The sequence below is a fragment of the Arthrobacter phoenicis genome (assembly GCF_047238215.1).
Classification (GTDB): Bacteria; Actinomycetota; Actinomycetes; order Actinomycetales; family Micrococcaceae; genus Arthrobacter.
Genome location: NZ_JBDFMK010000001.1, coordinates 2,532,725 through 2,555,269, shown reverse-complemented (window position 1 = coordinate 2,555,269; position 22,545 = coordinate 2,532,725). Strand labels below are relative to the sequence as shown.

23 protein-coding genes are annotated in these 22,545 nt (G+C 63.2%); 1 reads left to right on the top strand and 22 read right to left on the bottom strand.

What is annotated here, in order from left to right; genetic code table 11:
- Positions 1-2 precede the first annotated feature (2 nt).
- The 16 genes from rplF to rpsJ form a co-directional block, all read right to left on the bottom strand.
- The gene (rplF, locus tag ABC337_RS12070; protein WP_290255924.1) at positions 3-539 is read right to left on the bottom strand and encodes a 50S ribosomal protein L6; all 537 of its coding nucleotides are present in this window, start codon (positions 537-539) and stop codon (positions 3-5) included.
- A gap of 18 nt (positions 540-557) precedes the next feature.
- The gene (rpsH, locus tag ABC337_RS12065; RefSeq protein WP_018769139.1) at positions 558-956 is read right to left on the bottom strand and encodes a 30S ribosomal protein S8; all 399 of its coding nucleotides are present in this window, start codon (positions 954-956) and stop codon (positions 558-560) included.
- 78 nt (positions 957-1,034) lie between these two features.
- Entirely contained in the window at positions 1,035-1,616 is a 582-nt protein-coding gene (gene rplE, locus ABC337_RS12060; RefSeq protein ID WP_412883759.1) for a 50S ribosomal protein L5, read from the bottom strand.
- On the bottom strand, positions 1,616-1,975 hold the full coding sequence (rplX, locus tag ABC337_RS12055; protein WP_290255926.1) for a 50S ribosomal protein L24: 360 nt from the start codon (positions 1,973-1,975) through the stop codon (positions 1,616-1,618). Before rplX ends, rplE begins: the two co-directional genes overlap by 1 nt.
- A gap of 3 nt (positions 1,976-1,978) precedes the next feature.
- Positions 1,979-2,347: a 50S ribosomal protein L14 gene (gene rplN, locus ABC337_RS12050; RefSeq protein ID WP_003803789.1), complete on the bottom strand. Its 369-nt coding sequence runs from the start codon at positions 2,345-2,347 to the stop codon at positions 1,979-1,981.
- Positions 2,348-2,738: 391 nt separating this feature from the next.
- Positions 2,739-3,047, bottom strand: a complete 309-nt coding sequence (rpsQ, locus tag ABC337_RS12045) for a 30S ribosomal protein S17 (protein WP_056737811.1) — start codon at positions 3,045-3,047, stop codon at positions 2,739-2,741.
- A complete protein-coding gene (gene rpmC / locus ABC337_RS12040) occupies positions 3,044-3,373 on the bottom strand; it encodes a 50S ribosomal protein L29 (RefSeq protein WP_290255927.1) in 330 nt (109 codons plus the stop codon). Before rpmC ends, rpsQ begins: the two co-directional genes overlap by 4 nt.
- Positions 3,374-3,375: 2 nt before the next feature.
- On the bottom strand, positions 3,376-3,792 hold the full coding sequence (gene rplP, locus ABC337_RS12035; RefSeq protein ID WP_056737809.1) for a 50S ribosomal protein L16: 417 nt from the start codon (positions 3,790-3,792) through the stop codon (positions 3,376-3,378).
- On the bottom strand, positions 3,793-4,620 hold the full coding sequence (rpsC, locus tag ABC337_RS12030) for a 30S ribosomal protein S3 (RefSeq protein WP_290255928.1): 828 nt from the start codon (positions 4,618-4,620) through the stop codon (positions 3,793-3,795). It abuts the gene before it with no gap.
- Positions 4,621-4,986 (bottom strand): 50S ribosomal protein L22, encoded by a 366-nt coding sequence (gene rplV / locus ABC337_RS12025; protein ID WP_003803798.1) that lies wholly within the window; start codon positions 4,984-4,986, stop codon positions 4,621-4,623. It abuts the gene before it with no gap.
- A gap of 38 nt (positions 4,987-5,024) precedes the next feature.
- Positions 5,025-5,306 carry a 30S ribosomal protein S19 gene (gene rpsS, locus ABC337_RS12020; RefSeq protein ID WP_018773666.1) on the bottom strand — a complete coding sequence of 94 codons (282 nt, stop codon included), beginning with the start codon at positions 5,304-5,306 and terminating at the stop codon, positions 5,025-5,027.
- A gap of 12 nt (positions 5,307-5,318) precedes the next feature.
- Positions 5,319-6,158 (bottom strand): 50S ribosomal protein L2, encoded by an 840-nt coding sequence (rplB, locus tag ABC337_RS12015; RefSeq protein ID WP_290255929.1) that lies wholly within the window; start codon positions 6,156-6,158, stop codon positions 5,319-5,321.
- Between the two features lie 29 nt (positions 6,159-6,187).
- Positions 6,188-6,493 carry a 50S ribosomal protein L23 gene (rplW, locus tag ABC337_RS12010; protein ID WP_290255930.1) on the bottom strand — a complete coding sequence of 102 codons (306 nt, stop codon included), beginning with the start codon at positions 6,491-6,493 and terminating at the stop codon, positions 6,188-6,190.
- Positions 6,490-7,110 carry a 50S ribosomal protein L4 gene (gene rplD, locus ABC337_RS12005; RefSeq protein WP_412883760.1) on the bottom strand — a complete coding sequence of 207 codons (621 nt, stop codon included), beginning with the start codon at positions 7,108-7,110 and terminating at the stop codon, positions 6,490-6,492. Before rplD ends, rplW begins: the two co-directional genes overlap by 4 nt.
- Before the next feature lie 4 nt (positions 7,111-7,114).
- Positions 7,115-7,765, bottom strand: a complete 651-nt coding sequence (gene rplC, locus ABC337_RS12000) for a 50S ribosomal protein L3 (protein ID WP_290255932.1) — start codon at positions 7,763-7,765, stop codon at positions 7,115-7,117.
- Between the two features lie 17 nt (positions 7,766-7,782).
- Positions 7,783-8,091 (bottom strand): 30S ribosomal protein S10, encoded by a 309-nt coding sequence (gene rpsJ / locus ABC337_RS11995; RefSeq protein ID WP_003803825.1) that lies wholly within the window; start codon positions 8,089-8,091, stop codon positions 7,783-7,785.
- Positions 8,092-8,486: 395 nt separating this feature from the next.
- Here rpsJ and ABC337_RS11990 point away from each other — a divergent pair, with 395 nt between their 5' ends.
- On the top strand, positions 8,487-9,920 hold the full coding sequence (locus ABC337_RS11990; RefSeq protein ID WP_412883761.1) for a GH1 family beta-glucosidase: 1,434 nt from the start codon (positions 8,487-8,489) through the stop codon (positions 9,918-9,920).
- 106 nt (positions 9,921-10,026) lie between these two features.
- Here ABC337_RS11990 and tuf read toward each other — a convergent pair whose 3' ends face one another.
- From tuf to rpoB, 6 genes are all read right to left on the bottom strand, one after another.
- Positions 10,027-11,217, bottom strand: a complete 1,191-nt coding sequence (gene tuf / locus ABC337_RS11985) for an elongation factor Tu (RefSeq protein ID WP_290255934.1) — start codon at positions 11,215-11,217, stop codon at positions 10,027-10,029.
- 240 nt (positions 11,218-11,457) lie between these two features.
- On the bottom strand, positions 11,458-13,572 hold the full coding sequence (fusA, locus tag ABC337_RS11980; RefSeq protein WP_290255935.1) for an elongation factor G: 2,115 nt from the start codon (positions 13,570-13,572) through the stop codon (positions 11,458-11,460).
- Between the two features lie 69 nt (positions 13,573-13,641).
- Complete coding sequence (gene rpsG, locus ABC337_RS11975; protein WP_026531948.1) at positions 13,642-14,112, bottom strand: 30S ribosomal protein S7; 471 nt, start codon at positions 14,110-14,112, stop codon at positions 13,642-13,644.
- A gap of 1 nt (position 14,113) precedes the next feature.
- Positions 14,114-14,488, bottom strand: coding sequence for a 30S ribosomal protein S12 (rpsL, locus tag ABC337_RS11970; RefSeq protein ID WP_003803830.1), 375 nt, complete (start codon positions 14,486-14,488; stop codon positions 14,114-14,116).
- A gap of 453 nt (positions 14,489-14,941) precedes the next feature.
- Positions 14,942-18,841 carry a DNA-directed RNA polymerase subunit beta' gene (locus tag ABC337_RS11965; RefSeq protein ID WP_412883762.1) on the bottom strand — a complete coding sequence of 1,300 codons (3,900 nt, stop codon included), beginning with the start codon at positions 18,839-18,841 and terminating at the stop codon, positions 14,942-14,944.
- A gap of 106 nt (positions 18,842-18,947) precedes the next feature.
- On the bottom strand, positions 18,948-22,460 hold the full coding sequence (gene rpoB / locus ABC337_RS11960; RefSeq protein ID WP_412883763.1) for a DNA-directed RNA polymerase subunit beta: 3,513 nt from the start codon (positions 22,458-22,460) through the stop codon (positions 18,948-18,950).
- Positions 22,461-22,545 lie beyond the last annotated feature (85 nt).

Genomic DNA, 22,545 nt, shown 5'->3' with positions numbered 1-22,545 from the left:
GGTTACTTACCAGCCTTTCCGACCTTGCGGCGGATGACCTCGCCGGCGTAGCGGATACCCTTGCCCTTGTACGGGTCGGGCTTCCGCAGCTTGCGAATGTTGGCAGCAACTTCGCCGACCTGCTGCTTGGAGATACCTGAAACAGAGAGCTTCGTCGGGGTCTCAACTGCAAAGGTGATGCCGTTCGGAGCCGAGACGTTGACCGGGTGGCTGTAGCCCAGAGCGAACTCCAGGTCAGAACCCTTGGCCTGGACGCGGTAACCGGTACCGACAATCTCAAGCTTCTTCTCGTAGCCTGCGGTGACACCCTGGATCATGTTGGCGATCAGGGTGCGGGTCAGGCCGTGCAGCGAACGGGAGGCGCGCTCGTCGTTCGGGCGGCTGACGGTCAGGGTGCCATCTTCCAGGGCGACCTCGATCGGGCTGGGCACGGTGTGGCTCAGCTCTCCCTTGGAACCCTTGACGGAGACGACAGAGCCGTCAACCTTGACCTCAACGCCGGCAGGAACGGTGATGGGGAGACGTCCAATACGTGACATTATTCTCTTCCTTTCCCGTTACCAGACGTACGCGAGGACTTCGCCGCCCACGCCCTTCTTGCCGGCCTGCTTGTCAGTCAGGAGGCCGGAAGAGGTGGACAGGATTGCGATACCCAGGCCACCCAGCACGTGCGGCAGGTTGGTGGACTTCGCGTAAACGCGGAGACCCGGCTTGGAGATACGGCGAACACCGGCGATGGAACGCTCGCGGTTCGGACCGAACTTGAGCTCGAGGGTCAGCTTCTTGCCGACCTCCGCGTCTTCTTCCTTCCAGCCGGCGATGAAGCCTTCTGCCTTAAGGATGTCGGCGACGCGAGCCTTGAGCTTGCTGTAAGGCATAGACACGGAATCGTGGTATGCCGAGTTTGCGTTGCGCAGACGCGTAAGCATATCTGCGACAGGATCTGTCATAGTCATGGTGGGCTCTTGCCCTTCCTCATAACGGTTTCCGCTGCCGGTCTAGTGACTGGCGTGCGGACCTTTTATGTAGCTGGATTAGTCTTCGGTCTTGAACGGGAAGCCCAGCGCCTTGAGCAGCGCGCGGCCTTCGTCGTCGGTCTTGGCAGTGGTCACGACGGTGATGTCCATACCGCGGACGCGGTCGATGGAATCCTGGTCGATCTCGTGGAACATAACCTGCTCGGTCAGACCGAAGGTGTAGTTGCCGTTGCCATCAAACTGCTTGCCGCTGAGGCCCCGGAAGTCCCGGATACGCGGCAGAGCCAGCGTGACAAGGCGGTCCAGGAATTCCCACATGCGGTCGCCACGGAGGGTGGCGTGTGCACCAATCGGCATGCCTTCGCGCAGCTTGAACTGTGCGATCGACTTGCGGGCCTTGGTGACCTGCGGCTTCTGGCCGGTGATCAGGGTGAGGTCGCGGACGGCGCCGTCGATCAGCTTGGAGTCCTTGGCGGCATCTCCAACACCCATGTTCACAACGACCTTCACCAGGCGGGGAACCTGGTTGACGTTGGCGTACTTGAATTCCTCAACGAGCGCGCTCTTGATGGAATCGGCGTACTTGGTCTTCAGACGAGGAACGATCTTGCTAGCCGGAGTCTCGAGAGTCTCAGTCATTAGATGTCCTTCCCTGAGCTCTTGGCCACGCGGACGCGCACTTCGCGCTTCACGCCATCGCGCTCAACGGTCTCGGTGCGGAAACCGACGCGCGTGGGCTTCTTGGTGGAGGGGTCAACCAGGGCCACGTTGGAGATGTGGATCGGGGCCTCAACGACCTCGATGCCACCGGTCTTGGTGCCGCGCTGCGACTGACCGACCTTGGTGTGCTTGGTGACGCGGTTGATGCCTTCGACCAGCACGCGGTTGGTCTCGGGGAACACGCGCAGGACCTTGCCCTGCTTGCCGCGGTCGCCGCCGCGCTCAGCCTTGGCGCCAGTGATGACCTGAACGAGGTCACCCTTCTTGATCTTAGCCATGGACTAGAGCACCTCCGGAGCCAGAGAAACGATCTTCATGAACTTCTTGTCGCGCAGTTCACGACCAACCGGTCCGAAGATACGGGTACCGCGGGGGTCACCGTCGTTCTTCAGGATCACAGCTGCGTTCTCGTCAAACTTGATGTAGGAACCATCCGCACGGCGGCGTTCCTTCTTGGTGCGGACGATGACAGCCTTGACGACATCGCCCTTCTTTACGTTGCCGCCCGGGATTGCATCCTTGACGGTGGCGACGATGACGTCGCCGATGCCTGCGTAGCGACGACCGGATCCACCGAGAACGCGAATGGTAAGGATTTCCTTAGCACCCGTGTTGTCGGCGACCTTGAGTCGCGACTCCTGCTGAATCACTATTTACTCCTTGCGTCGCGCCGGTTCTCAGGCCGTGATCTTGCTACGGAATGAGCCTTGCGGAACGGTTGATCGGGGTGTCTCTTGACCTGCCTGGATTTTGCCAGACCAGGCCTAAACGCCCGTGCCAAAAGCAGTTGCATCCCGTGCGCCCTGGGGCGCGGGCATGCACTATGCCGTGGCACGATTGTTTACGAGGTTGACGATGGCACACGAAAGGCGCCATACAAACTCAATATCTTAGCACGGCCGGGGCCCTGGCAGAGAATCGCCCATTACCACAGACCCTCCCCGGATCCGGCGGCCACTTCCCCGGGAACGGCGAAACCCCCGCTCCCAGACGGGAACGGGGGTTTCCTAGCCGATTCCCCTGACGGGGAGGCAGCAGATGCTACTTGGCCTTTTCGAGGATCTCGACCAGGCGCCACCGCTTGGTAGCGGAGAGCGGGCGGGTCTCGGCGAGGAGGACCAGGTCGCCGATGCCGGCGCTGTTCTCTTCGTCGTGAGCCTTGATCTTGGTGTTGCGCCGCATGACCTTGCCGTAGAGCGCGTGCTTCACGCGGTCTTCGACCTGGACAACGATGGTCTTTTCCATCTTGTCCGAGACGACGTAGCCGCGCTTCGTCTTGCGGTAACCGCGCTCGTCAGCCTTGGCAGCGTCGGAAACAGTTTCCGTCACGTTCTCGTCCTTTTCACTCACTTGGCGTCCTCCTCGGTCTCAACCTCGTCGGCCTTGTCAGCCTTCTTGGTTGCAGCCTTCTTGGACTTCTTTTCTTCCTTGGCTTCCACAACCGGTGCGGCAACCTCGGCACGAATGCCCAGCTCGCGTTCGCGGAGAACGGTGTAGATGCGTGCGATGTCCTTCTTGACCGCGCGCAGACGACCGTGGTTCTCCAGCTGTCCGGTGGCGGACTGGAAACGCAGGTTGAACAGCTCTTCCTTCGCCTTGCGGAGTTCCTCAACGAGACGCTCGTTGTCGAAACCGTCCAGCTGCTTGGGTGCGAGTTCCTTCGACCCTACTGCCATTTCTATTCACCACCTTCGCGACGCACAATGCGTGCCTTCAACGGCAGCTTGTGGATTGCCAGGCGCAGGGCCTCGCGAGCTACCTCTTCATTGACACCGGAGAGTTCGAAGAGAACCCGGCCCGGCTTGACGTTGGAGACCCACCATTCCGGCGAACCCTTACCGGAACCCATGCGGGTTTCGGCCGGCTTCTTGGTCAGCGGACGGTCCGGGTAGATGTTGATCCAGACCTTGCCGCCACGCTTGATGTGGCGGGTCATCGCGATACGGGCGGATTCGATCTGACGGTTGGTGACGTATGCCGGGCTCAGAGCCTGGATACCCCACTCACCGAACGAAACCTCGGTGCCACCCGTGGCAGCGCCGGAACGACCCGGGTGGTGCTGCTTACGGTGCTTGACTCGACGTGGGATAAGCATTTAAGCCTGTCCTCCTTCTGCAGCGGCCGGAGCCGCCTCTGCCGGAGCCTCGGCAGCAGGAGCTGCGTCGGCGGCCGGACGGTCGTTACGACGACGGCGGTCACCACGGTCGGCGCCACCGGGACGGCCCGGACGGTCGCCGGCGCGGCCGCGGGACGGTGCAGCAGCAGCCTGCTGGGCCAGTTCCTTGGCAGTGACGTCACCCTTGTAGATCCAGACCTTCACGCCGATGCGGCCGAAGGTGGTCTTGGCCTCGTAGAAGCCGTAGTCGATGTTCGCGCGGAGGGTGTGCAGGGGCACACGGCCTTCGCGGTAGAACTCCGAGCGGGACATTTCAGCGCCACCCAGTCGACCCGAGCAAGCGATACGGATGCCCTTGGCACCGGCACGCTGCGCCGACTGCATAGCCTTCTTCATCGCGCGGCGGAAAGCCACGCGGGAAGTCAGCTGCTCTGCAACGCCCTGGGCAACAAGCTGGGCTTCCATCTCGGGGTTCTTGACCTCGAGGATGTTCAGCTGGACCTGCTTGCCGGTCAGCTTTTCGAGCTCGCCGCGGATGCGGTCTGCTTCGGCGCCGCGGCGGCCGATCACGATGCCCGGACGAGCCGTGTGGATATCCACGCGGACACGGTCGCGGGTGCGCTCGATCTCAACCTTGGCGATACCGGCGCGCTCCATGCCCGTGGACATGAGCTGGCGGATGCGGATGTCTTCGCGGACGAAGTCCTTGTACCGCTGGCCGGACTTGGTGCTGTCGGCGAACCAGTGCGATACGTGATCGGTGGTGATGCCGAGTCGGAACCCGTGCGGGTTTACTTTCTGTCCCACTTAGCGAGCCTCCTCTTTCTCCGGGGTAGCGACTACCACGGTGATGTGGCTCGTGCGCTTCTTGATCTGAAATGCACGACCCTGGGCGCGCGGCTGGAACCGCTTCATGGTCGGGCCTTCATCAACAAACGCTTCGCTGATGATGAGGTCACCTTCGTCAAACGCCACGCCGTCGCGGTCCGCGAGGACCCGGGCGTTGGAGATTGCCGACTGAACTACCTTGAATACCGGCTCAGAAGCTGCCTGCGGGGCAAACTTCAGAATTGCCAGAGCCTCGTTCGCTTGCTTCCCACGAACAAGGTTGACGACGCGCCGGGCCTTCATAGGCGTTACGCGGATGTGACGCGCAATTGCCTTGGCTTCCATTGCTTTCCTTCTCTCGTCTTTGACGTAAGTGCAGGCGCCTAGCGGCGCTTGCCCTTACGGTCGTCCTTGACATGGCCGCGGAAAGTCCGCGTGGGAGCGAATTCGCCGAGCTTGTGCCCGACCATCGACTCAGTGACAAACACCGGGATGTGCTTGCGTCCGTCGTGCACGGCGATCGTGTGGCCGAGCATGTCGGGGACGATCATCGAACGGCGGGACCAGGTCTTGATGACGTTCTTGGTGCCCTTTTCGTTTTCCCTGGCTACCTTCACAAAGAGGTGCTGGTCAACGAAAGGACCTTTTTTCAGGCTGCGTGGCATGTGTCCAGGCTCCTATCGCTTGTTCTTGCCAGTACGACGGCGACGAACAATAAGCTTGTCGCTCTCTTTGTTGGGACGGCGGGTGCGGCCTTCGCGCTTACCGTTGGGGTTGACCGGGTTACGACCACCGGAGGTCTTACCCTCACCACCACCGTGCGGGTGGTCAACCGGGTTCATGGCGACACCACGGACGGTCGGGCGGACGCCCTTCCAGCGCATACGGCCGGCCTTGCCCCAGTTGATGTTCGACTGCTCGGCGTTGCCGACCTCGCCGACGGTGGCGCGGCAGCGCACGTCAACGTTGCGGATTTCGCCGGAGGGCAGACGCAGCTGGGCGTAACGGCCTTCCTTGGCGACGAGCTGGATCGATGCGCCGGCGGAGCGGCCCATCTTGGCGCCGCCACCCGGACGCAGTTCAACTGCGTGGATCACGGTACCGACCGGGATGTTGCGCAGCGGCAGGTTGTTGCCGGGCTTGATGTCAGCGTCGGCACCTGCTTCCACGGTGTCACCCTGGGCCAGCTTGTTCGGGGCGATGATGTAACGCTTGGTGCCATCAACGTAGTGCAGGAGGGCGATGCGAGCCGTGCGGTTCGGATCGTACTCGATTTCGGCAACGCGGGCGTTGACGCCGTCCTTGTCGTGGCGACGGAAGTCGATCAGACGGTACTGACGCTTGTGTCCACCACCCTTGTGACGGGTCGTGATCTTACCGGTGTTGTTACGTCCACCCTTTTTCGGGAGGGGACGAACCAACGACTTTTCCGGCGTCGACCGCGTGATTTCGGTGAAGTCCGCTACGCTCGAGCCACGACGGCCCGGGGTAGTCGGCTTGTATTTACGGATTCCCATAATTTATTTCCTCGTTAAAGTGGTCTCCGCTACGAGAGCGGACCGCCGAAGATGTCGATAGTGCCTTCTTTGAGGCTGACAATCGCACGCTTGGTGCTCTTGCGGGTGCCCCATCCGAATTTGGTCCGCTTGCGCTTACCGGCACGGTTGATGGTGTTGATCGAGTCGACCTTGACGGAGAAGATCTTCTCCACGGCCAGCTTGATCTCGGTCTTGCTCGAGCGAGGGTCCACCAGGAAGGTGTACTTACCCTCGTCGATCAGGCCGTAGCTCTTTTCCGAGACGACGGGCGCCAGGACGACGTCGCGCGGGTCTTTGATGGTGGCTGCGCTCACTTGGCATCCTCCTCGGTCTTTGCAGCCTTGTCCGCAACGAATGCGTCGTAGGCGGCCTTGGTGAAGACTACGTCGTCAGAAACGAGCACGTCGTAGGTGTTCAGCTGGTCTGCGTACAGAACGTGAACGTCCTGGAGGTTGCGCACGGAGAGTGCAGCAACATCGTTGGCGCGGTCGATGACGACGAGCAGGTTCTTGCGCTCGGAGACGCCACGCAGCGTTGCCAATGCTTCACGGGAGGACGGCTTGGAGCCGGCAACCAGTTCAGCGACGACGTGGACGCGGCCGTTGCGGGCGCGGTCAGAGAGAGCGCCGCGCAGGGCAGCAGCAATCATCTTCTTGGGGGTGCGCTGGCTGTAGTCACGCGGCGTCGGGCCGTGGACGATGCCACCACCGGTCATGTGAGGAGCGCGGACGGAACCCTGACGGGCGCGGCCGGTGCCCTTCTGCTTGAACGGCTTGCGACCGGCACCGGAAACCTCGGCGCGGGTCTTGGTCTTGTGGGTACCCTGGCGAGCAGCAGCGAGCTGTGCGACGACGACCTGGTGCAGCAGCGGCACGTTGGTCTGAACGTCGAAGATCTCTGCAGGCAGGTCAACCTTGACAGTGCTAGTCATTGAACTAGGCTCCCTTCACGGCGGTGCGTACGAGGACGACCTGGCCGCGGGCGCCGGGAACGGCACCCTTGATAAGGAGCAGCGACTTCTCGACGTCAACCGCGTGGACCGTGAGGTTCAGCGTGGTGTGACGAACGGCGCCCATGCGGCCGGCCATTTTCATGCCCTTGAAGACGCGGCTCGGGGTGGATGCGCCACCGATTGAACCGGGCTTACGGTGGTTCTTGTGAGCACCGTGGGAAGCTCCAACGCCGTGGAAGCCGTGACGCTTCATAACACCGGCGAAGCCCTTACCCTTGGTGGTGCCGACGACGTCGATCTTCTGGCCGGCTTCGAAGAGCTCAACGGAGAGCTCCTGGCCCAGCTCGTAAGAGTCGGCATCTGCAGTGCGCAGTTCGACGACGTGGCGGCGAGGCGTGACGCCTGCCTTTTCAAAGTGACCAGCCAGCGGCTTGGTGACCTTGCGGGGGTCGATCTGGCCGTAGCCAATCTGAACGGCGACGTAGCCATCAGCCTCTGCGTTGCGCAGCTGGGTGACGACGTTCGAGTCTGCCTGGACCACAGTGACGGGGATGAGCTTGTTGTTCTCGTCCCAGACCTGGGTCATGCCGAGCTTCGTGCCCAGCAGGCCCTTTACGTTACGGGTTGCGGTCATAGTCTCTCAGCACCTCCCTACAGCTTGATTTCGATGTTCACGTCGGCCGGCAGGTCGAGACGCATGAGCGAGTCAACAGCCTTGGGCGTGGGGTCGATGATGTCGATAAGACGCTTGTGCGTGCGCATTTCGAAGTGCTCGCGGCTGTCCTTGTACTTGTGCGGAGAGCGGATAACGCAGTACACGTTCTTCTCCGTCGGCAGCGGCACGGGGCCAACTACAGTTGCGCCTGCGCGCGTGACCGTCTCAACGATCTTCCGTGCTGAAACGTCAATGACCTCGTGGTCGTATGACTTCAGCCGGATGCGGATTTTTTGTCCCGCCATGTCGCCTGACTCTCTTTCAGTCTGTGCTTCCCCTGGTTAGGGCTGCCCTGTTCACTTACGTGTTGTGCGGCTGCCGAAGCATTTGAGGTCGTAACCACCACCCGCCGCACAAGCTGAATCCGGATGAATCCGGGTTCCTCAACCTGCCGGCGTAACCGACCCCCGCGGTCGGGCGTGTCGCGCTGTGCACGCGTACTCGTCCGCAAATTCATGGGGAGTGGGTTATGTTTGGGCTCTTACCTGGACCCTGACACCCGGCATTATCCGGATCGGGACGCGAAAGAGCGCTTGAACAACTCATCTAGTATGCCGGAAATATCAGGCAGACGCCAATTGGCGGGATTTTCGGCCGCCGATCCGTTGCCTTCGGCGCCCACGCGGACGAGGATGTGGTGATGACCGTGCAGGACTCCGCCGCCGTCCGCGACCTCGCCGAACGCCTCCCCGCAGGTTTCCTCCTGGGAGTGGCCTCCGCGGCCTTCCAGATCGAGGGTGCCTTGTCCGCCGGCGGCCGCGGCCCCTCCGGCTGGGATGCCTTCGCCGAGAAGCCCGGAACCATCCAGGACGGCCACTCCCCCGCCGTCGCGTGCGACCACTACCACCGCATGGACGAGGACGTGGACCTCATGCGGGACCTCGGCGTCGACTCCTACCGCTTCTCGCTCTCCTGGCCGCGGATCCAGCCGGACGGGACGGGCCCGGTCAATCCGGCCGGCCTGGACTTCTACGACCGGCTGATCGACCGGCTGCTGGCCGCAGGCATCGCCCCCATGGCCACCCTCTATCACTGGGACACTCCCCTGCCGCTGGAGCACCGCGGCGGCTGGATGAACCGGGATACCGCCCTGCGCTTCGGCGACTACGCCGCCGCGGCGGCCGACCGGTTTGGCGACCGCGTCTCCCACTGGGTGACGCTGAACGAACCGGCCTCGGTGACGCTGAACGGCTATGCCCTCGGCGTGCACGCGCCCGGCCAGGACCTGCTGTTTAACGCCCTGCCCTCCGTCCACCACCAGCTGCTGGCGCACGGCCTGGCGGTGCAGGCCCTCCGCGCCGCCGGCGTCCCCGGGGCGGTGGGCGTCACCAACCTGCACTCCCCCGTGCATCCGGCCAGCCGTTCGTTCCTGGACCGGCTGATGGCCACCGTCTTCGATCTCGCCCTCAACCGGATCTACGCCGACCCGATCCTGCTGGGCCGGTACCCCACGCCCCCGCTCGCGGCCAGGCCCTGGTTCCGCCACCTTTCCCGGGTGTCCGACGCCGATCTGGACACCATCCACCAGCGGCTGGATTTTTACGGGCTGAACTACTACTACCCGGTGCGCGCCGCCGCAGGCCGGGGCCCGGCGGAAAGTCCCGCCGGGACCGCGGAGGCGATGGCACGGCTGCCGTTCCACCTGGCCGCCTTCCCGGAGTACCCCACCACCGGCTTCGGCTGGCCCGTGGCACCGGAGCACCTGGGCACCCTGCTGCGCGGACTCAAGGACCGGTACGGCGCCGCCCTCCCTCCTCTCTTCATCACCGAGAGCGGCGCCAGCTTCCCGGAGCCGGAGCATGTCGACGGGACTCTGCCCGATCCCAGCCGCATCGCCTACCTCGAGGGGCACCTGGGCCAGGCACTGGCGGCGACCGCTCCCGGCGGCATCGCCCACGACGTCGAGCTCCTCGGATACTACGTCTGGACGCTGATGGACAACTTCGAATGGGCCGCCGGCTATTCGCAGCGCTTCGGCCTGGTCCACGTGGACTTCGAGACCCTGGAGCGGACGCCCAAGGAATCCTACTACTGGTACCGCGCGCTCAGCCAGGCCCGCCGCCGGGGTACCTGACAGCGCGCGGCCTCTCTTAAAAGCAAACAGCCCCGCTGCAGTGCAGCGGGGCTGTTGTGATCGTGGCGGCTCCGGGGAGCCGTTCCGATCGTGCTAGGCCATCAAATTACTTGATGATCTTGGTGACACGTCCCGAACCAACGGTGCGGCCGCCTTCACGGATAGCGAAGCCGAGGCCCTCTTCCATTGCGATCGGCTGGATGAGCGCAACGGTCATCTCAGTGTTGTCGCCGGGCATAACCATTTCCGTGCCTTCCGGCAGGGTGATGACGCCGGTAACGTCCGTCGTACGGAAGTAGAACTGCGGGCGGTAGTTCGAGTAGAACGGGTTGTGGCGTCCGCCTTCGTCCTTGGAGAGGATGTAGACGTTGGCCTCGAAGTCGGTGTGCGGGGTGATGGAACCCGGCTTGACGACAACCTGGCCACGCTCGACATCGTCGCGCTTGAGGCCACGGAGCAGCAGGCCACAGTTCTCGCCGGCCCATGCTTCGTCGAGCTGCTTGTGGAACATCTCGATGCCGGTAACCGTGGTCTTCTGGACCGGGCGGATGCCGACGATCTCGACCTCGGAGTTGATGGCGAGGGTGCCACGCTCGGCGCGGCCCGTAACAACGGTGCCACGGCCGGTGATGGTGAAGACGTCTTCGATCGGCATCAGGAACGGCTTGTCGCGGTCACGAACCGGGTCCGGAACGGACTCGTCGACGGCTTCCATCAGGTCCTCAACGGACTTGACCCACTCCGGGTCGCCTTCCAGAGCCTTGAGGCCGGAAACGCGAACGACCGGGGCGTTGTCGCCATCGAAGCCCTGCGAGCTCAGGAGCTCACGAACTTCCATTTCGACGAGGTCGAGGAGCTCTTCGTCGTCGACCATGTCAGCCTTGTTCAGGGCGACCAGCAGGTAGGGAACACCAACCTGGCGGGCGAGCAGAACGTGCTCGCGGGTCTGAGCCATCGGGCCGTCAGTAGCGGCAACCACCAGGATTGCGCCGTCCATCTGGGCAGCACCGGTGATCATGTTCTTGATGTAGTCAGCGTGACCGGGGGCGTCAACGTGTGCGTAGTGACGCTTCTCGGTCTGGTACTCAACGTGGGAGATGTTGATGGTAATGCCGCGCTGACGCTCTTCGGGAGCAGAGTCAATCGAGGCGAAGTCACGCTTCTCGTTGAGAGTCGGGTACTTGTCGTACAGCACCTTGGAAATGGCGGCCGTCAGCGTCGTCTTACCGTGGTCAACGTGACCAATGGTACCGATGTTAACGTGCGGCTTAGTCCGCTCGAACTTTGCCTTTGCCACAGGTTCCTCCTAGAACGTTTTCAAATGACTTACCCTTCGCCCGCGCTTGTCGCGGCCGAAACTCCAGTAAGTCTACTTGGGGGGCTTTGGATTGGTGAAATTGCAGATTCAGGAACTAATACTAGTGCCTCGAGCCTGTTCGTGCTGGCGGCCGGACCGGGTCCGGCCGCCCGCACAAGGTGAATCTCCCCTGGAGGAAACGCACCCGAGTTTTTGTCGCAGCTGCGTGCAGTCCGGAGACTACTCGCCGCGGCTCTTCTGGATGATCTCGTCGGCAACTGCCTTCGGGACCTCCGCGTAGCTGTTGAACGTCATGGAGTACACAGCGCGGCCCTGGGTCTTCGAACGCAGGTCACCGATGTAGCCGAACATGCCGGACAGCGGAACGTGTGCGCGAATGACCTTGACGCCCTGGGCATCCTCCATGGACTGCATCTGGCCACGGCGGGAGTTGAGGTCACCGATAACTTCACCCATGTATTCCTCAGGGGTGCGGACCTCGACATCCATCAGCGGTTCAAGCAGGACAGGGTTCGCCTTGCGGGCGGCTTCCTTGAAAGCCATCCGGCCGGCGATCTTGAACGCCATTTCCGAGGAGTCAACATCGTGGTAAGCGCCGTCAATCAGCGTGGCCTTGATACCGACAACCGGGTAACCGGCCAGGACGCCGTCGTTGAGCGCATCCTGGATGCCGGCGTCAACCGAAGGAATGTATTCGCGCGGAACGCGGCCACCGGTGACCTTGTTCTCGAACTCGTACATCTCGCCCTCGGCGGTGTCCAGCGGCTCGATCGCGATCTGGATCTTTGCGAACTGGCCCGAACCACCGGTCTGCTTCTTGTGCGTGTAGTCGTGACGCTCCACAGCACGCTTGATGGTTTCGCGGTAGGCGACCTGGGGCTTGCCCACGTTTGCCTCGACCTTGAATTCGCGGCGCATGCGGTCCACCAGGATGTCCAGGTGGAGCTCGCCCATGCCGGCGATGATGGTCTGGCCGGTGTCTTCGTTGAGGGAGACCTGGAAGGTCGGGTCCTCAGCGGAGAGCTTCTGGATGGCCGTGGAGAGCTTCTCCTGGTCACCCTTGGTGTTCGGCTCGATGGCAACCGAGATCACGGGCTCCGGGAAGCTCATGGACTCGAGGACGATCTGGTTGGACGCGTCGCACAGGGTGTCGCCCGTGGTGGTGTCCTTCAGGCCGATCGCTGCGTAGATGTGGCCAGCGGTAGCGCCGTCAACCGGCATTTCCTTGTTGGCGTGCATCTGGAACAGCTTGCCGATGCGCTCCTTCTTGCCCTTGGTGGAGTTGACCACCTGGGCGCCGGCCTCAACGTGACCGGAGTACACGCGGATGAAGGTCAGCTGACCGAAGAAGGGGTGTGCGGCGATCTTGAACGCCAGAGCGGAGAACGGCTCGTCAGCGGAAGGCTTACGGGTCAGTTCCTTCTCTTCGTCGCGCGGGTCGTGACCGACCATCGGCGGGACGTCAAGCGGGTTCGGCAGGTAGTCCACGACGGCGTCGAGCATCGGCTGGACACCGCGGTTCTTGAACGCGGAGCCACAGAAGACCGGGTAGAGCTCGGAGTTGATCGTCATCTTGCGGATGCCGGCCTTGAGCTCGTCGATCGTGATCTCTTCGCCCTCGAGGTACTTCTCCATGAGCTCTTCGGAGGACTCGGCAACGGTCTCAACGAGGGCGTTGCGGTACTCCTCGGCCTTTTCCTTGAGGTCAGCCGGGATCTCCTGGATCTCGTACTTGGCACCCATGGTCACGTCGCCCTTGGCATCGCCGGGCCACACCAGGGAGCGCATGTAGAGCAGGTCGACGACGCCGATGAAGTCGTTCTCGGCACCGATCGGCAGCTGCATGACCAGCGGCTTGGCGCCGAGGCGGCTGACGATCGTGTCAACGGTGAAGTAGAAGTCAGCGCCCAGCTTGTCCATCTTGTTGACGAAGCAGATACGCGGAACGTTGTACTTGTCGGCCTGGCGCCAGACAGTCTCAGACTGCGGCTCCACGCCTTCCTTGCCATCGAACACGGCGACTGCACCGTCGAGGACGCGCAGGGAGCGCTCAACCTCAACCGTGAAGTCCACGTGGCCGGGGGTGTCGATGATGTTGATCTGGTTGTTTTCCCAGAAGCAGGTCACGGCGGCAGACGTGATGGTGATGCCGCGTTCCTTTTCCTGTTCCATCCAGTCGGTGGTCGACGCGCCGTCGTGGGTCTCGCCGATCTTGTGGTTCACACCCGTGTAGAACAGGATGCGCTCGGTAGTAGTGGTCTTGCCGGCATCAATGTGGGCCATGATGCCGATGTTGCGGACCTTGCTAAGGTCGGTAAGCACGTCCTGTGCCACGGTGTCTCCCTTTCGGATGGACTGCACGTTCGCCGCCGGCCCGGTTGAGCCGGCGGCGTCCGGGAAGTATTACCAGCGGTAGTGTGCGAAGGCCTTGTTGGACTCGGCCATCTTGTGGGTATCTTCGCGACGCTTTACAGCGGCTCCGAGACCGTTCGAGGCATCCAGGATTTCGTTCTGGAGGCGCTCGGTCATCGTCTTCTCGCGGCGGGCCTTGGAGTAACCGACCAGCCAGCGGAGGGCCAGGGCCGTGGAACGGCCCGGCTTGACCTCAACGGGAACCTGGTAGGTTGCGCCACCGACACGGCGGGAGCGGACCTCGAGGGAAGGCTTGACGTTGTCCATGGCCTTCTTGAGGGCTGCAACGGGGTCGCCGCCGGACTTGGCGCGGGCGCCTTCGAGGGCACCGTAAACGATGCGCTCTGCGGTGGACTTCTTGCCGTCAACCAGCACCTTGTTGATCAGCTGAGTGACCAGCGGGGAGCCGTAAACGGGATCTAGTACTAGCGGCCGCTTGGGGGCCGGACCCTTGCGAGGCATATTACTTCTTCTCCATCTTTGCGCCGTAGCGGCTGCGGGCCTGCTTACGGTTCTTCACGCCCTGGGTATCGAGGGCGCCACGGACGATCTTGTAGCGGACACCCGGGAGGTCCTTCACACGGCCGCCGCGGACGAGCACAATGGAGTGCTCCTGCAGGTTGTGGCCAACACCGGGGATGTAAGCGGTGACTTCAATGCCACCGTTGAGGCGCACACGGGCAACCTTACGCAGAGCCGAGTTCGGCTTCTTCGGGGTGGTCGTGTAGACGCGGGTGCAAACACCGCGGCGCATCGGGCTGCCCTTAAGCGCGGGAGCCTTGGTCTTCGAGACCTTAGGCGTGCGGCCCTTGCGGACCAGCTGGTTAATCGTAGGCACTCTCGTGTTCTCCGTTTTATCCGGAACGGCCGTTGGCGGCCGCTCTCTTGTCGCTGCGCCCCGCCGCTCGAGCTTTGAAGTGATCTCCAGAGCAGCTGAGGCGAAGCCTTAATAGTCGGACCGCACACCAGGGCCGGCGGACTCACGTCCGGGACTACCCCTAGGCATGCAAAAATGTGGCATACGTTGCACAAGAACCCTGCAAACCGGAAACGTCGTCTCGGTTCATCCTCAGCCTGAAGCTGTTTCCTGAACCGGCGCACTCATCCACTGCCACAATAACAATTAGTCTCCAGTCTACCACGGGCGGTCCCCAGCCCTTAATCGGCGCGGAAACCGGGCCCCCGGACCATCGGAAGACGGCGTTAGGCGCGTAAAAGGGAACGGTCCCCCACCGTGAGGTGGAGGACCGTTCCAGAGACCCGTTACCGGGGCGGCGGACCGCCCGGCGGGTTAGCGGAAGTCGCTGCCCAGGTCGTAGTCATCCAGCGGGATGGCGTGGAACTCAGGAGCTCCGTCGCCGCCCAGGGAATCGTAGGAGAAGTCGCTGAACGCGCTCGGGCCGGTGAAGAGATTGGCCTTCGCTTCCTCGGTCGGCTCGACCGTGACCTCGGTGTAGCGCGGGAGACCCGTGCCGGCCGGGATCAGCTTACCGATGATGACGTTCTCCTTGAGGCCCAGCAGCGGATCGCTCTTGCCTTCCATGGCCGCCTGCGTCAGGACGCGGGTGGTCTCCTGGAAGGAAGCTGCGGACAGCCAGGACTCGGTGGCCAGGGAGGCCTTGGTGATACCCATGAGCTCGGGACGGCCGGAGGCCGGCGTCTTGCCCTCGGAAACCACACGGCGGTTCGCGTCCTCGAACCGGCTACGCTCGGCGAGCTCGCCGGGCAGCAGGTCGGATTCACCGGACTCGATGACCGTGACGCGGCGCAGCATCTGGCGGACGATCACCTCGACGTGCTTGTCGTGGATACCGATGCCCTGGCTGCGGTACACGCCCTGGACCTCGTCCACCAGGAACTTCTGCGCGGCACGGGGACCCATGATGCGCAGCACCTGCTTGGGGTCGACCGGACCGTTGATCAGCTTCTGGCCGACGCTGACGTGATCGCCGTCTTCGATCAGGAGACGGGAACGGCGCAGCACCGGATAGGCGATTTCTTCGGAACCGTCATCCGGGGTGATGACCAGACGCATCTGGCGCTCGGACTCTTCGATGGTGATGCGACCGGCTGCCTCGGCAATCGGTGCGACACCCTTCGGGGTACGGGCTTCGAAGAGCTCCTGGATACGGGGCAGACCCTGGGTGATGTCGTCGCCGCCGCCGGCGGACACAGCACCACCGGTGTGGAACGTACGCATGGTCAGCTGGGTACCGGGCTCACCGATGGACTGTGCGGCGATGATGCCGACGGCCTCGCCGATGTCCACGGTCTTGCCGGTGGCCAGCGAACGGCCGTAGCACAGGGCGCAGGTACCGACGCTGGACTCACAGGTGAGTACGGAGCGGACCTTGACCTCGGTGATGCCGGCCGCGAACAGCTCAGCGATGACCACGTCGCCGCAGTCGGTGCCGGCAGCCGCCAGGACCTTGCCCGAGGAGTCGACGACGTCCACGGCCAGGGTGCGGGCATAGGCGCTGTTCTCCACGTTCTCGTCCAGGACCGGCTCGCCGTTGGCGTCAGCCACGGCAATCGGGGTGACGAGGCCGCGTTCGGTGCCGCAGTCCTCTTCACGGACGATGACGTCCTGCGAGACGTCCACCAGACGACGGGTCAGGTAACCCGAGTTGGCGGTACGCAGTGCGGTATCGGCCAGACCCTTACGGGCACCGTGCGTGGCGATGAAGTATTCCAGCACCGACAGGCCCTCGCGGTAGGAGGACTTGATCGGACGCGGGATGATTTCACCCTTCGGGTTGGCCACCAGGCCACGGATACCCGCGATCTGACGGACCTGCATCCAGTTACCACGGGCACCGGAGGACACCATGCGGTTGATGGTGTTCATCGGCGACAGGCTGTCACGCATCGCCTGGGCGATCTCGTTCGTGGCCTTGTTCCAGATCTCGATCAGTTCCTGGCGACGCTCGTCGTCGTCGATCAGGCCCTTGTCGTACTGGCCCTGGATCTTCGCGGCCATGGTCTCGTAACCGGCCAGCAGCTCCGGCTTGGAGGCCGGAACCTCGATGTCGGAGATGGCGACGGTGACGCCCGAGCGGGTGGCCCAGTAGAAACCGGCATCCTTCAGGTTGTCCAGCGTTGCCGCGGTGACGACCTTCGGGTAGCGCTCGGCGAGGTCGTTGACGATCCGGGACAGTTCGCCCTTGTCGGCAACAGCCTCAACCCACGGGTAGTCCGCGGGCAGCGTCTGGTTGAAGATGACCTGGCCCAGGGAGGTCTCGACCAGTGCGGTCTGACCCTGCTCCCAGCCCTCCGGGGCTTCCCAGCCGACGTAGGGCACGAAGCCGTCAAGACGGATCTTGATCTTGGAGTTCAGGTGCAGCTCGTGCAGGTCGAACGCCATGATGGCCTCGGAGATCGAGGAGAAGATCCGGCCTTCGCCCGCCGAACCCACACGCTTGGTGGTCAGGTGGTAGAGGCCGATGATCATGTCCTGCGACGGCAGGGTCACCGGGCGGCCGTCGGACGGCTTCAGGATGTTGTTCGAGGACAGCATCAGGATCCGGGCTTCGGCCTGGGCTTCGGGGCTCAGCGGCAGGTGGACTGCCATCTGGTCGCCGTCGAAGTCGGCGTTGAAGGCGCCACAAACCAGCGGGTGAAGCTGGATGGCCTTGCCTTCGACGAGCTGCGGTTCGAACGCCTGGATGCCGAGGCGGTGCAGGGTAGGTGCACGGTTCAGCAGCACCGGGTGCTCGGTGATGATCTCTTCGAGAACGTCCCAGACCTGCGGACGGTAACGCTCGACCATGCGCTTGGCCGACTTGATGTTCTGGGCGTGGTTGAGGTCAACCAGGCGCTTCATCACGAACGGCTTGAAGAGCTCCAGAGCCATCTGCTTGGGCAGGCCGCACTGGTGCAGCTTCAGCTGCGGGCCGACGACGATGACCGAACGGCCGGAGTAGTCGACGCGCTTGCCGAGGAGGTTCTGGCGGAAGCGACCCTGCTTGCCCTTGAGCATGTCGCTCAGGGACTTCAGCGGGCGGTTGCCCGGTCCGGTGACCGGACGGCCGCGGCGGCCGTTGTCGAACAGGCTGTCGACGGCTTCCTGAAGCATGCGCTTCTCGTTGTTGACGATGATCTCGGGGGCACCGAGGTCCAGGAGCCGCTTGAGGCGGTTGTTGCGGTTGATCACGCGGCGGTACAGGTCATTGAGGTCGGAGGTCGCGAAGCGGCCACCGTCGAGCTGGACCATCGGGCGCAGTTCCGGCGGGATCACCGGGACGGCGTCCAGCACCATGCCCAGGGGGCTGTTGTTGGTGGTCAGGAACGCGTTGACGACCTTGAGGCGCTTGAGGGCGCGGGTCTTGCGCTGGCCCTTGCCGTTGGCGATGATGTCGCGCAGCAGGTCGGACTCGGCCTGCATGTCGAAGCTCTCAAGGCGCTTCTTGATGGCTTCGGCACCCATGGAGCCCTCGAAGAACATGCCGTAGCGGTCACGCAGTTCGCGGTACAGGCCCTCGTCGCCTTCGAGGTCGGCGACCTTGAGGTTCTTGAACCGGTCCCAGACCTGCTCGAGGCGCTCGATGTCGGCGTCGGCACGCTTGCGCACGTTCGCCATCTGGCGGTCGGCGGAGTCGCGGGCCTTCTTCTTGTCGGCAGCCTTCGCGCCTTCGCCCTCGAGGCGTGCGATTTCGCCTTCGAGGTCGCGGGCGATCGCGGCGATGTCGGCGTCGCGGTTGTCGATCAGCTGCTTCTTCTCGATGTCGTGCTCAACCTGCAGGTTGGGCAGTTCCTCGTGGCGGGCATCGGTGTCGACGCTGGTGATCATGTAGGCGGCGAAGTAGATGACCTTTTCGAGGTCCTTCGGAGCCAGGTCAAGGAGGTAGCCCAGACGGGACGGAACACCCTTGAAGTACCAGATGTGCGTGACCGGGGCGGCCAGCTCGATGTGGCCCATGCGCTCACGGCGGACCTTGGCGCGGGTGACCTCAACGCCACACCGCTCGCAGATGATGCCCTTGAAGCGCACGCGCTTGTACTTACCGCAGTAGCACTCCCAGTCGCGGGACGGGCCGAAGATCTTCTCGCAGAAGAGGCCGTCCTTCTCGGGCTTGAGCGTGCGGTAGTTGATGGTTTCCGGCTTCTTAACCTCGCCGTAAGACCAGCCGCGGATGTCTTCCGCGGTGGCGAGGCCGATCTGCATGAGGCCGAAGGAGGATTCGCTGGACATATGGTCCCTGTTCTCTCTTGTTCTCTAAATTCTGAAGTCTTGGGTTACGGGAAGAGGGAGGTCGTCCACGACGGCGGGCGGCAAGCCCGCCGTCGTGGACTCCCTGCTAGACCTCTTCTACGGAACTGGGCTCTGCACGAGACAGATCGATGCCCAGTTCTTCCGCAGCCGTGAAGACTGCGTCATCAGAGTCACGCATTTCAATTGTGGTTCCGTCCGTGGAAAGAACTTCCACGTTCAGGCACAGCGACTGCATTTCCTTGATCAAGACCTTGAAGGACTCAGGAACGCCCGGCTCGGGGATGTTCTCGCCCTTGACGATCGCTTCGTAGACCTTCACACGACCGTGGATGTCATCGGACTTGATCGTGAGGAGTTCCTGGAGCGTGTAGGCGGCGCCATAAGCTTCGAGCGCCCACACTTCCATCTCACCGAAGCGCTGGCCGCCGAACTGTGCCTTACCACCCAGCGGCTGCTGCGTGATCATGGAGTACGGGCCGGTGGAGCGCGCGTGGATCTTGTCGTCCACCAGGTGGTGGAGCTTCAGGATGTACATGTAGCCGACCGAGATCGGATCCGGGAACGGCTCGCCGGAGCGGCCGTCGAACAGGCGGGTCTTGCCGGAGGAGTTGATCAGGCGGTCACCGTCGCGGGTCACGTTGGTGGAGTCCAGCAGACCGGTGATTTCCTCTTCGCGGGCACCGTCGAAGACCGGCGTCGCGACGGTGGTGGAACCACTCTCGCGCGGCAGGTTCGGCAGGTTCTTGACCCACTCGGGCTCGCCTTCGATCTTCCAGCCGGTCTTGGCAACCCAGCCCAGGTGCGTTTCCAACACCTGGCCGACGTTCATACGGCCCGGAACACCCAGCGGGTTCAGGACGATGTCGACGGGGGTGCCGTCGGCAAGGAAGGGCATGTCCTCGATCGGAAGGATCTTGGAGATAACACCCTTGTTGCCGTGGCGGCCGGCGAGCTTGTCACCGTCGGTGATCTTGCGCTTGGCGGCCACGTAGACGCGCACCAGCTGGTTCACGCCCGGGGGCAGCTCGTCGTCGTTGTCGCGGTCGAAGACGCGGACGCCGATGACGGTGCCGGACTCGCCGTGGGGCACCTTCAGGGAGGTGTCGCGCACTTCGCGGGACTTCTCACCGAAGATGGCGCGCAGCAGGCGCTCTTCCGGGGTCAGTTCGGTCTCGCCCTTGGGCGTGACCTTGCCGACCAGGATGTCACCGGCTTCGACCTCGGCACCGATGTGGATGATGCCGCGCTCGTCCAGGCCTGCCAGGACTTCCTCGGACACGTTCGGGATGTCACGGGTGATTTCCTCGGCACCAAGCTTGGTGTCGCGGGCATCGATCTCGTGCTCCTCGATGTGGATCGAGGACAGGACGTCCTCGGCAACGATCCGCTGCGAGAGGATGATGGCGTCCTCGAAGTTGTGGCCTTCCCAGGACATGAATGCCACGAGGAGGTTCTTACCGAGGGCGAGTTCACCTTGGTCCGTTGCCGGGCCGTCGGCGATGATGCCGCCGACCTCGAGGCGCTGGCCTTCGTTGACCAGGACACGGTGGTTGTAGCAGTTGCCCTGGTTGGAGCGGGCGAACTTGTTGATCCGGTAGTTCGTCTCGGTGCCGTCGTCGTTGAGCATGATGACGAGCTCGGCGGAGACCTCGGTGACCACACCGGCCTTCTTCGCGATGACAACGTCACCGGCGTCGACGGCGGCGGCGCGCTCCATGCCGGTGCCGACAAACGGCGCCTCGGAGCGGACCAGCGGCACAGCCTGGCGCTGCATGTTGGCACCCATGAGTGCACGGTTGGCATCGTCATGCTCGAGGAACGGGATCAGGGCGGTAGCCACGGACACCATCTGGCGCGGGGAAACGTCCATGAACTCGACGTCGGCGGCGGGAACCAGCACGGGCTCGCCTCCACCACCACGGGCACGGACAAGCACGGTGTCCTCGGCGAACTTCTTGTTCTCGTCCAGCGGCGCGTTGGCCTGGGCGATCAGCACTTCGGCCTCGTCGTCGGCGGTCAGGTACTGGACGTCGTCGGAAACGACGCCGTCCTTGACCAGGCGGTACGGGGTCTCGATGAAACCGAACGGGTTGATGCGGCCGTAGGACGCCAGCGAACCGATCAGACCAATGTTCGGGCCTTCAGGGGTTTCAATGGGGCACATACGTCCGTAGTGGGACGGGTGCACGTCACGGACTTCCATGCCGGCACGGTCACGGGACAGACCGCCGGGGCCCAGCGCGGACAGGCGGCGCTTGTGGGTCAGGCCCGAGAGCGGGTTGTTCTGGTCCATGAACTGCGAGAGCTGGGAGGTTCCGAAGAACTCCTTGATCGCGGCGACGACCGGGCGGATGTTGATCAGGGTCTGCGGCGTGATCGCTTCGACGTCCTGGGTGGTCATCCGCTCGCGGACAACGCGCTCCATGCGGGACAGGCCGGTGCGGACCTGGTTCTCGATGAGCTCGCCGACGGCGCGGATGCGGCGGTTGCCGAAGTGGTCGATGTCGTCGATCTCGACGCGCAGCTCGTGGTCCTGGCCATCGCGCTTGCCCATGATGGTCTTCTCACCGGCGTGCAGCGCGACGAGGAACTTGATCATGGCGACGATGTCTTCAACGTGCAGGACCGAGGCTTCCTTGTCGCCAAGGGAGCGGTCGATGCCCAGCTTGCGGTTGATCTTGTAACGGCCAACCTTGGCCAGATCGTAGCGCTTGGAGTTGAAGTACAGGTTGTCCAGCAGCGACTGGGCAGCCTCGACGGTGGGCGGCTCGCCCGGTCGCAGCTTCCGGTAGATGTCCAGCAACGCGTCTTCGCGGGTTTCGGTGGCGTCCTTCTCCAGCGTGGCACGCATGGAGTCGTACTGGCCGAACTCCTCGAGGATCTGGCCTTCGGTCCAGCCGAGGGCCTTCAGCAGCACGGTGACGGACTGCTTGCGCTTGCGGTCGAGGCGGACGCCGACCTGGTCGCGCTTGTCGATCTCGAGTTCGAACCAGGCGCCGCGGGACGGGATGATCTTCGCGGTGAAGATGTCCTTGTCGCTGGTCTTGTCGGCGGTGCGCTCGAAGTAGGCGCCCGGCGAACGGACCAGCTGGGAGACGACGACACGCTCGGTGCCGTTGACGACGAAGGTGCCCTTCTCGGTCATCAGCGGGAAGTCACCCATGAACACGGTCTGCTGCTTGATTTCGCCCGTGTTGTTGTTCATGAACTCGGCCTTGACGTAGAGCGGAGCCGAGTACGTAGCGTCCCGGTCCTTGCACTCGGCCATGGTGTACTTGGGGTCAGCGAACTCCGGCTCGGAGAAGCTCAGGGACATGGTGCCCTGGAAGTCCTCGATCGGGGAGATCTCTTCGAAGATGTCGGACAGACCGGACGTCGTTGCGACGCTCAGGTCACCTTCTTCGACTGCCTTCGCTACGCGTGCCTGCCAGCGTTCGTTGCCGACCAGCCAGTCAAAGCTGTCGGTTTGCAGGGCAAGCAGATTCGGAACATCCAGCGGTTCGTGAATCTTAGCGAAGGAGAGCCGGCGGGTGGCACCATCGGTGCTGTCGGCATTAATAGCGGCGTTGTTTTCATTAGAGGTGCTCGAGGCGACCAAGAGGGATCCTTCCACAGACCTTCAGGCGTTTTCAGATCTCCCCCGTCATGCAGTCTGCGGAGTGACTCCGCAGTGCTACCAATCC

Bases quoted from the DNA above. Each gene is read 5' to 3' on its own strand.
- rplC (WP_290255932.1), bottom strand. From the start codon at position 7,765: ATGACCGCAACCCGTAACGTAAAGGGCCTGCTGGGCACGAAGCTCGGC.
- rplX (WP_290255926.1), bottom strand. From the start codon at position 1,975: ATGGCTAAGATCAAGAAGGGTGACCTCGTTCAGGTCATCACTGGCGCC.
- rpmC (WP_290255927.1), bottom strand. From the start codon at position 3,373: ATGGCAGTAGGGTCGAAGGAACTCGCACCCAAGCAGCTGGACGGTTTC.
- rplE (WP_412883759.1), bottom strand. From the start codon at position 1,616: ATGACTGAGACTCTCGAGACTCCGGCTAGCAAGATCGTTCCTCGTCTG.
- ABC337_RS11990 (WP_412883761.1), top strand. From the start codon at position 8,487: ATGACCGTGCAGGACTCCGCCGCCGTCCGCGACCTCGCCGAACGCCTC.
- rplV (WP_003803798.1), bottom strand. From the start codon at position 4,986: ATGGAAGCCAAGGCAATTGCGCGTCACATCCGCGTAACGCCTATGAAG.
- rplP (WP_056737809.1), bottom strand. From the start codon at position 3,792: ATGCTTATCCCACGTCGAGTCAAGCACCGTAAGCAGCACCACCCGGGT.
- rplF (WP_290255924.1), bottom strand. From the start codon at position 539: ATGTCACGTATTGGACGTCTCCCCATCACCGTTCCTGCCGGCGTTGAG.
- rpsG (WP_026531948.1), bottom strand. From the start codon at position 14,112: ATGCCTCGCAAGGGTCCGGCCCCCAAGCGGCCGCTAGTACTAGATCCC.
- rpsS (WP_018773666.1), bottom strand. From the start codon at position 5,306: ATGCCACGCAGCCTGAAAAAAGGTCCTTTCGTTGACCAGCACCTCTTT.
- rplB (WP_290255929.1), bottom strand. From the start codon at position 6,158: ATGGGAATCCGTAAATACAAGCCGACTACCCCGGGCCGTCGTGGCTCG.
- rplD (WP_412883760.1), bottom strand. From the start codon at position 7,110: ATGACTAGCACTGTCAAGGTTGACCTGCCTGCAGAGATCTTCGACGTT.
- rpsH (WP_018769139.1), bottom strand. From the start codon at position 956: ATGACTATGACAGATCCTGTCGCAGATATGCTTACGCGTCTGCGCAAC.
- ABC337_RS11965 (WP_412883762.1), bottom strand. From the start codon at position 18,841: ATGTCCAGCGAATCCTCCTTCGGCCTCATGCAGATCGGCCTCGCCACC.
- rpsJ (WP_003803825.1), bottom strand. From the start codon at position 8,091: ATGGCGGGACAAAAAATCCGCATCCGGCTGAAGTCATACGACCACGAG.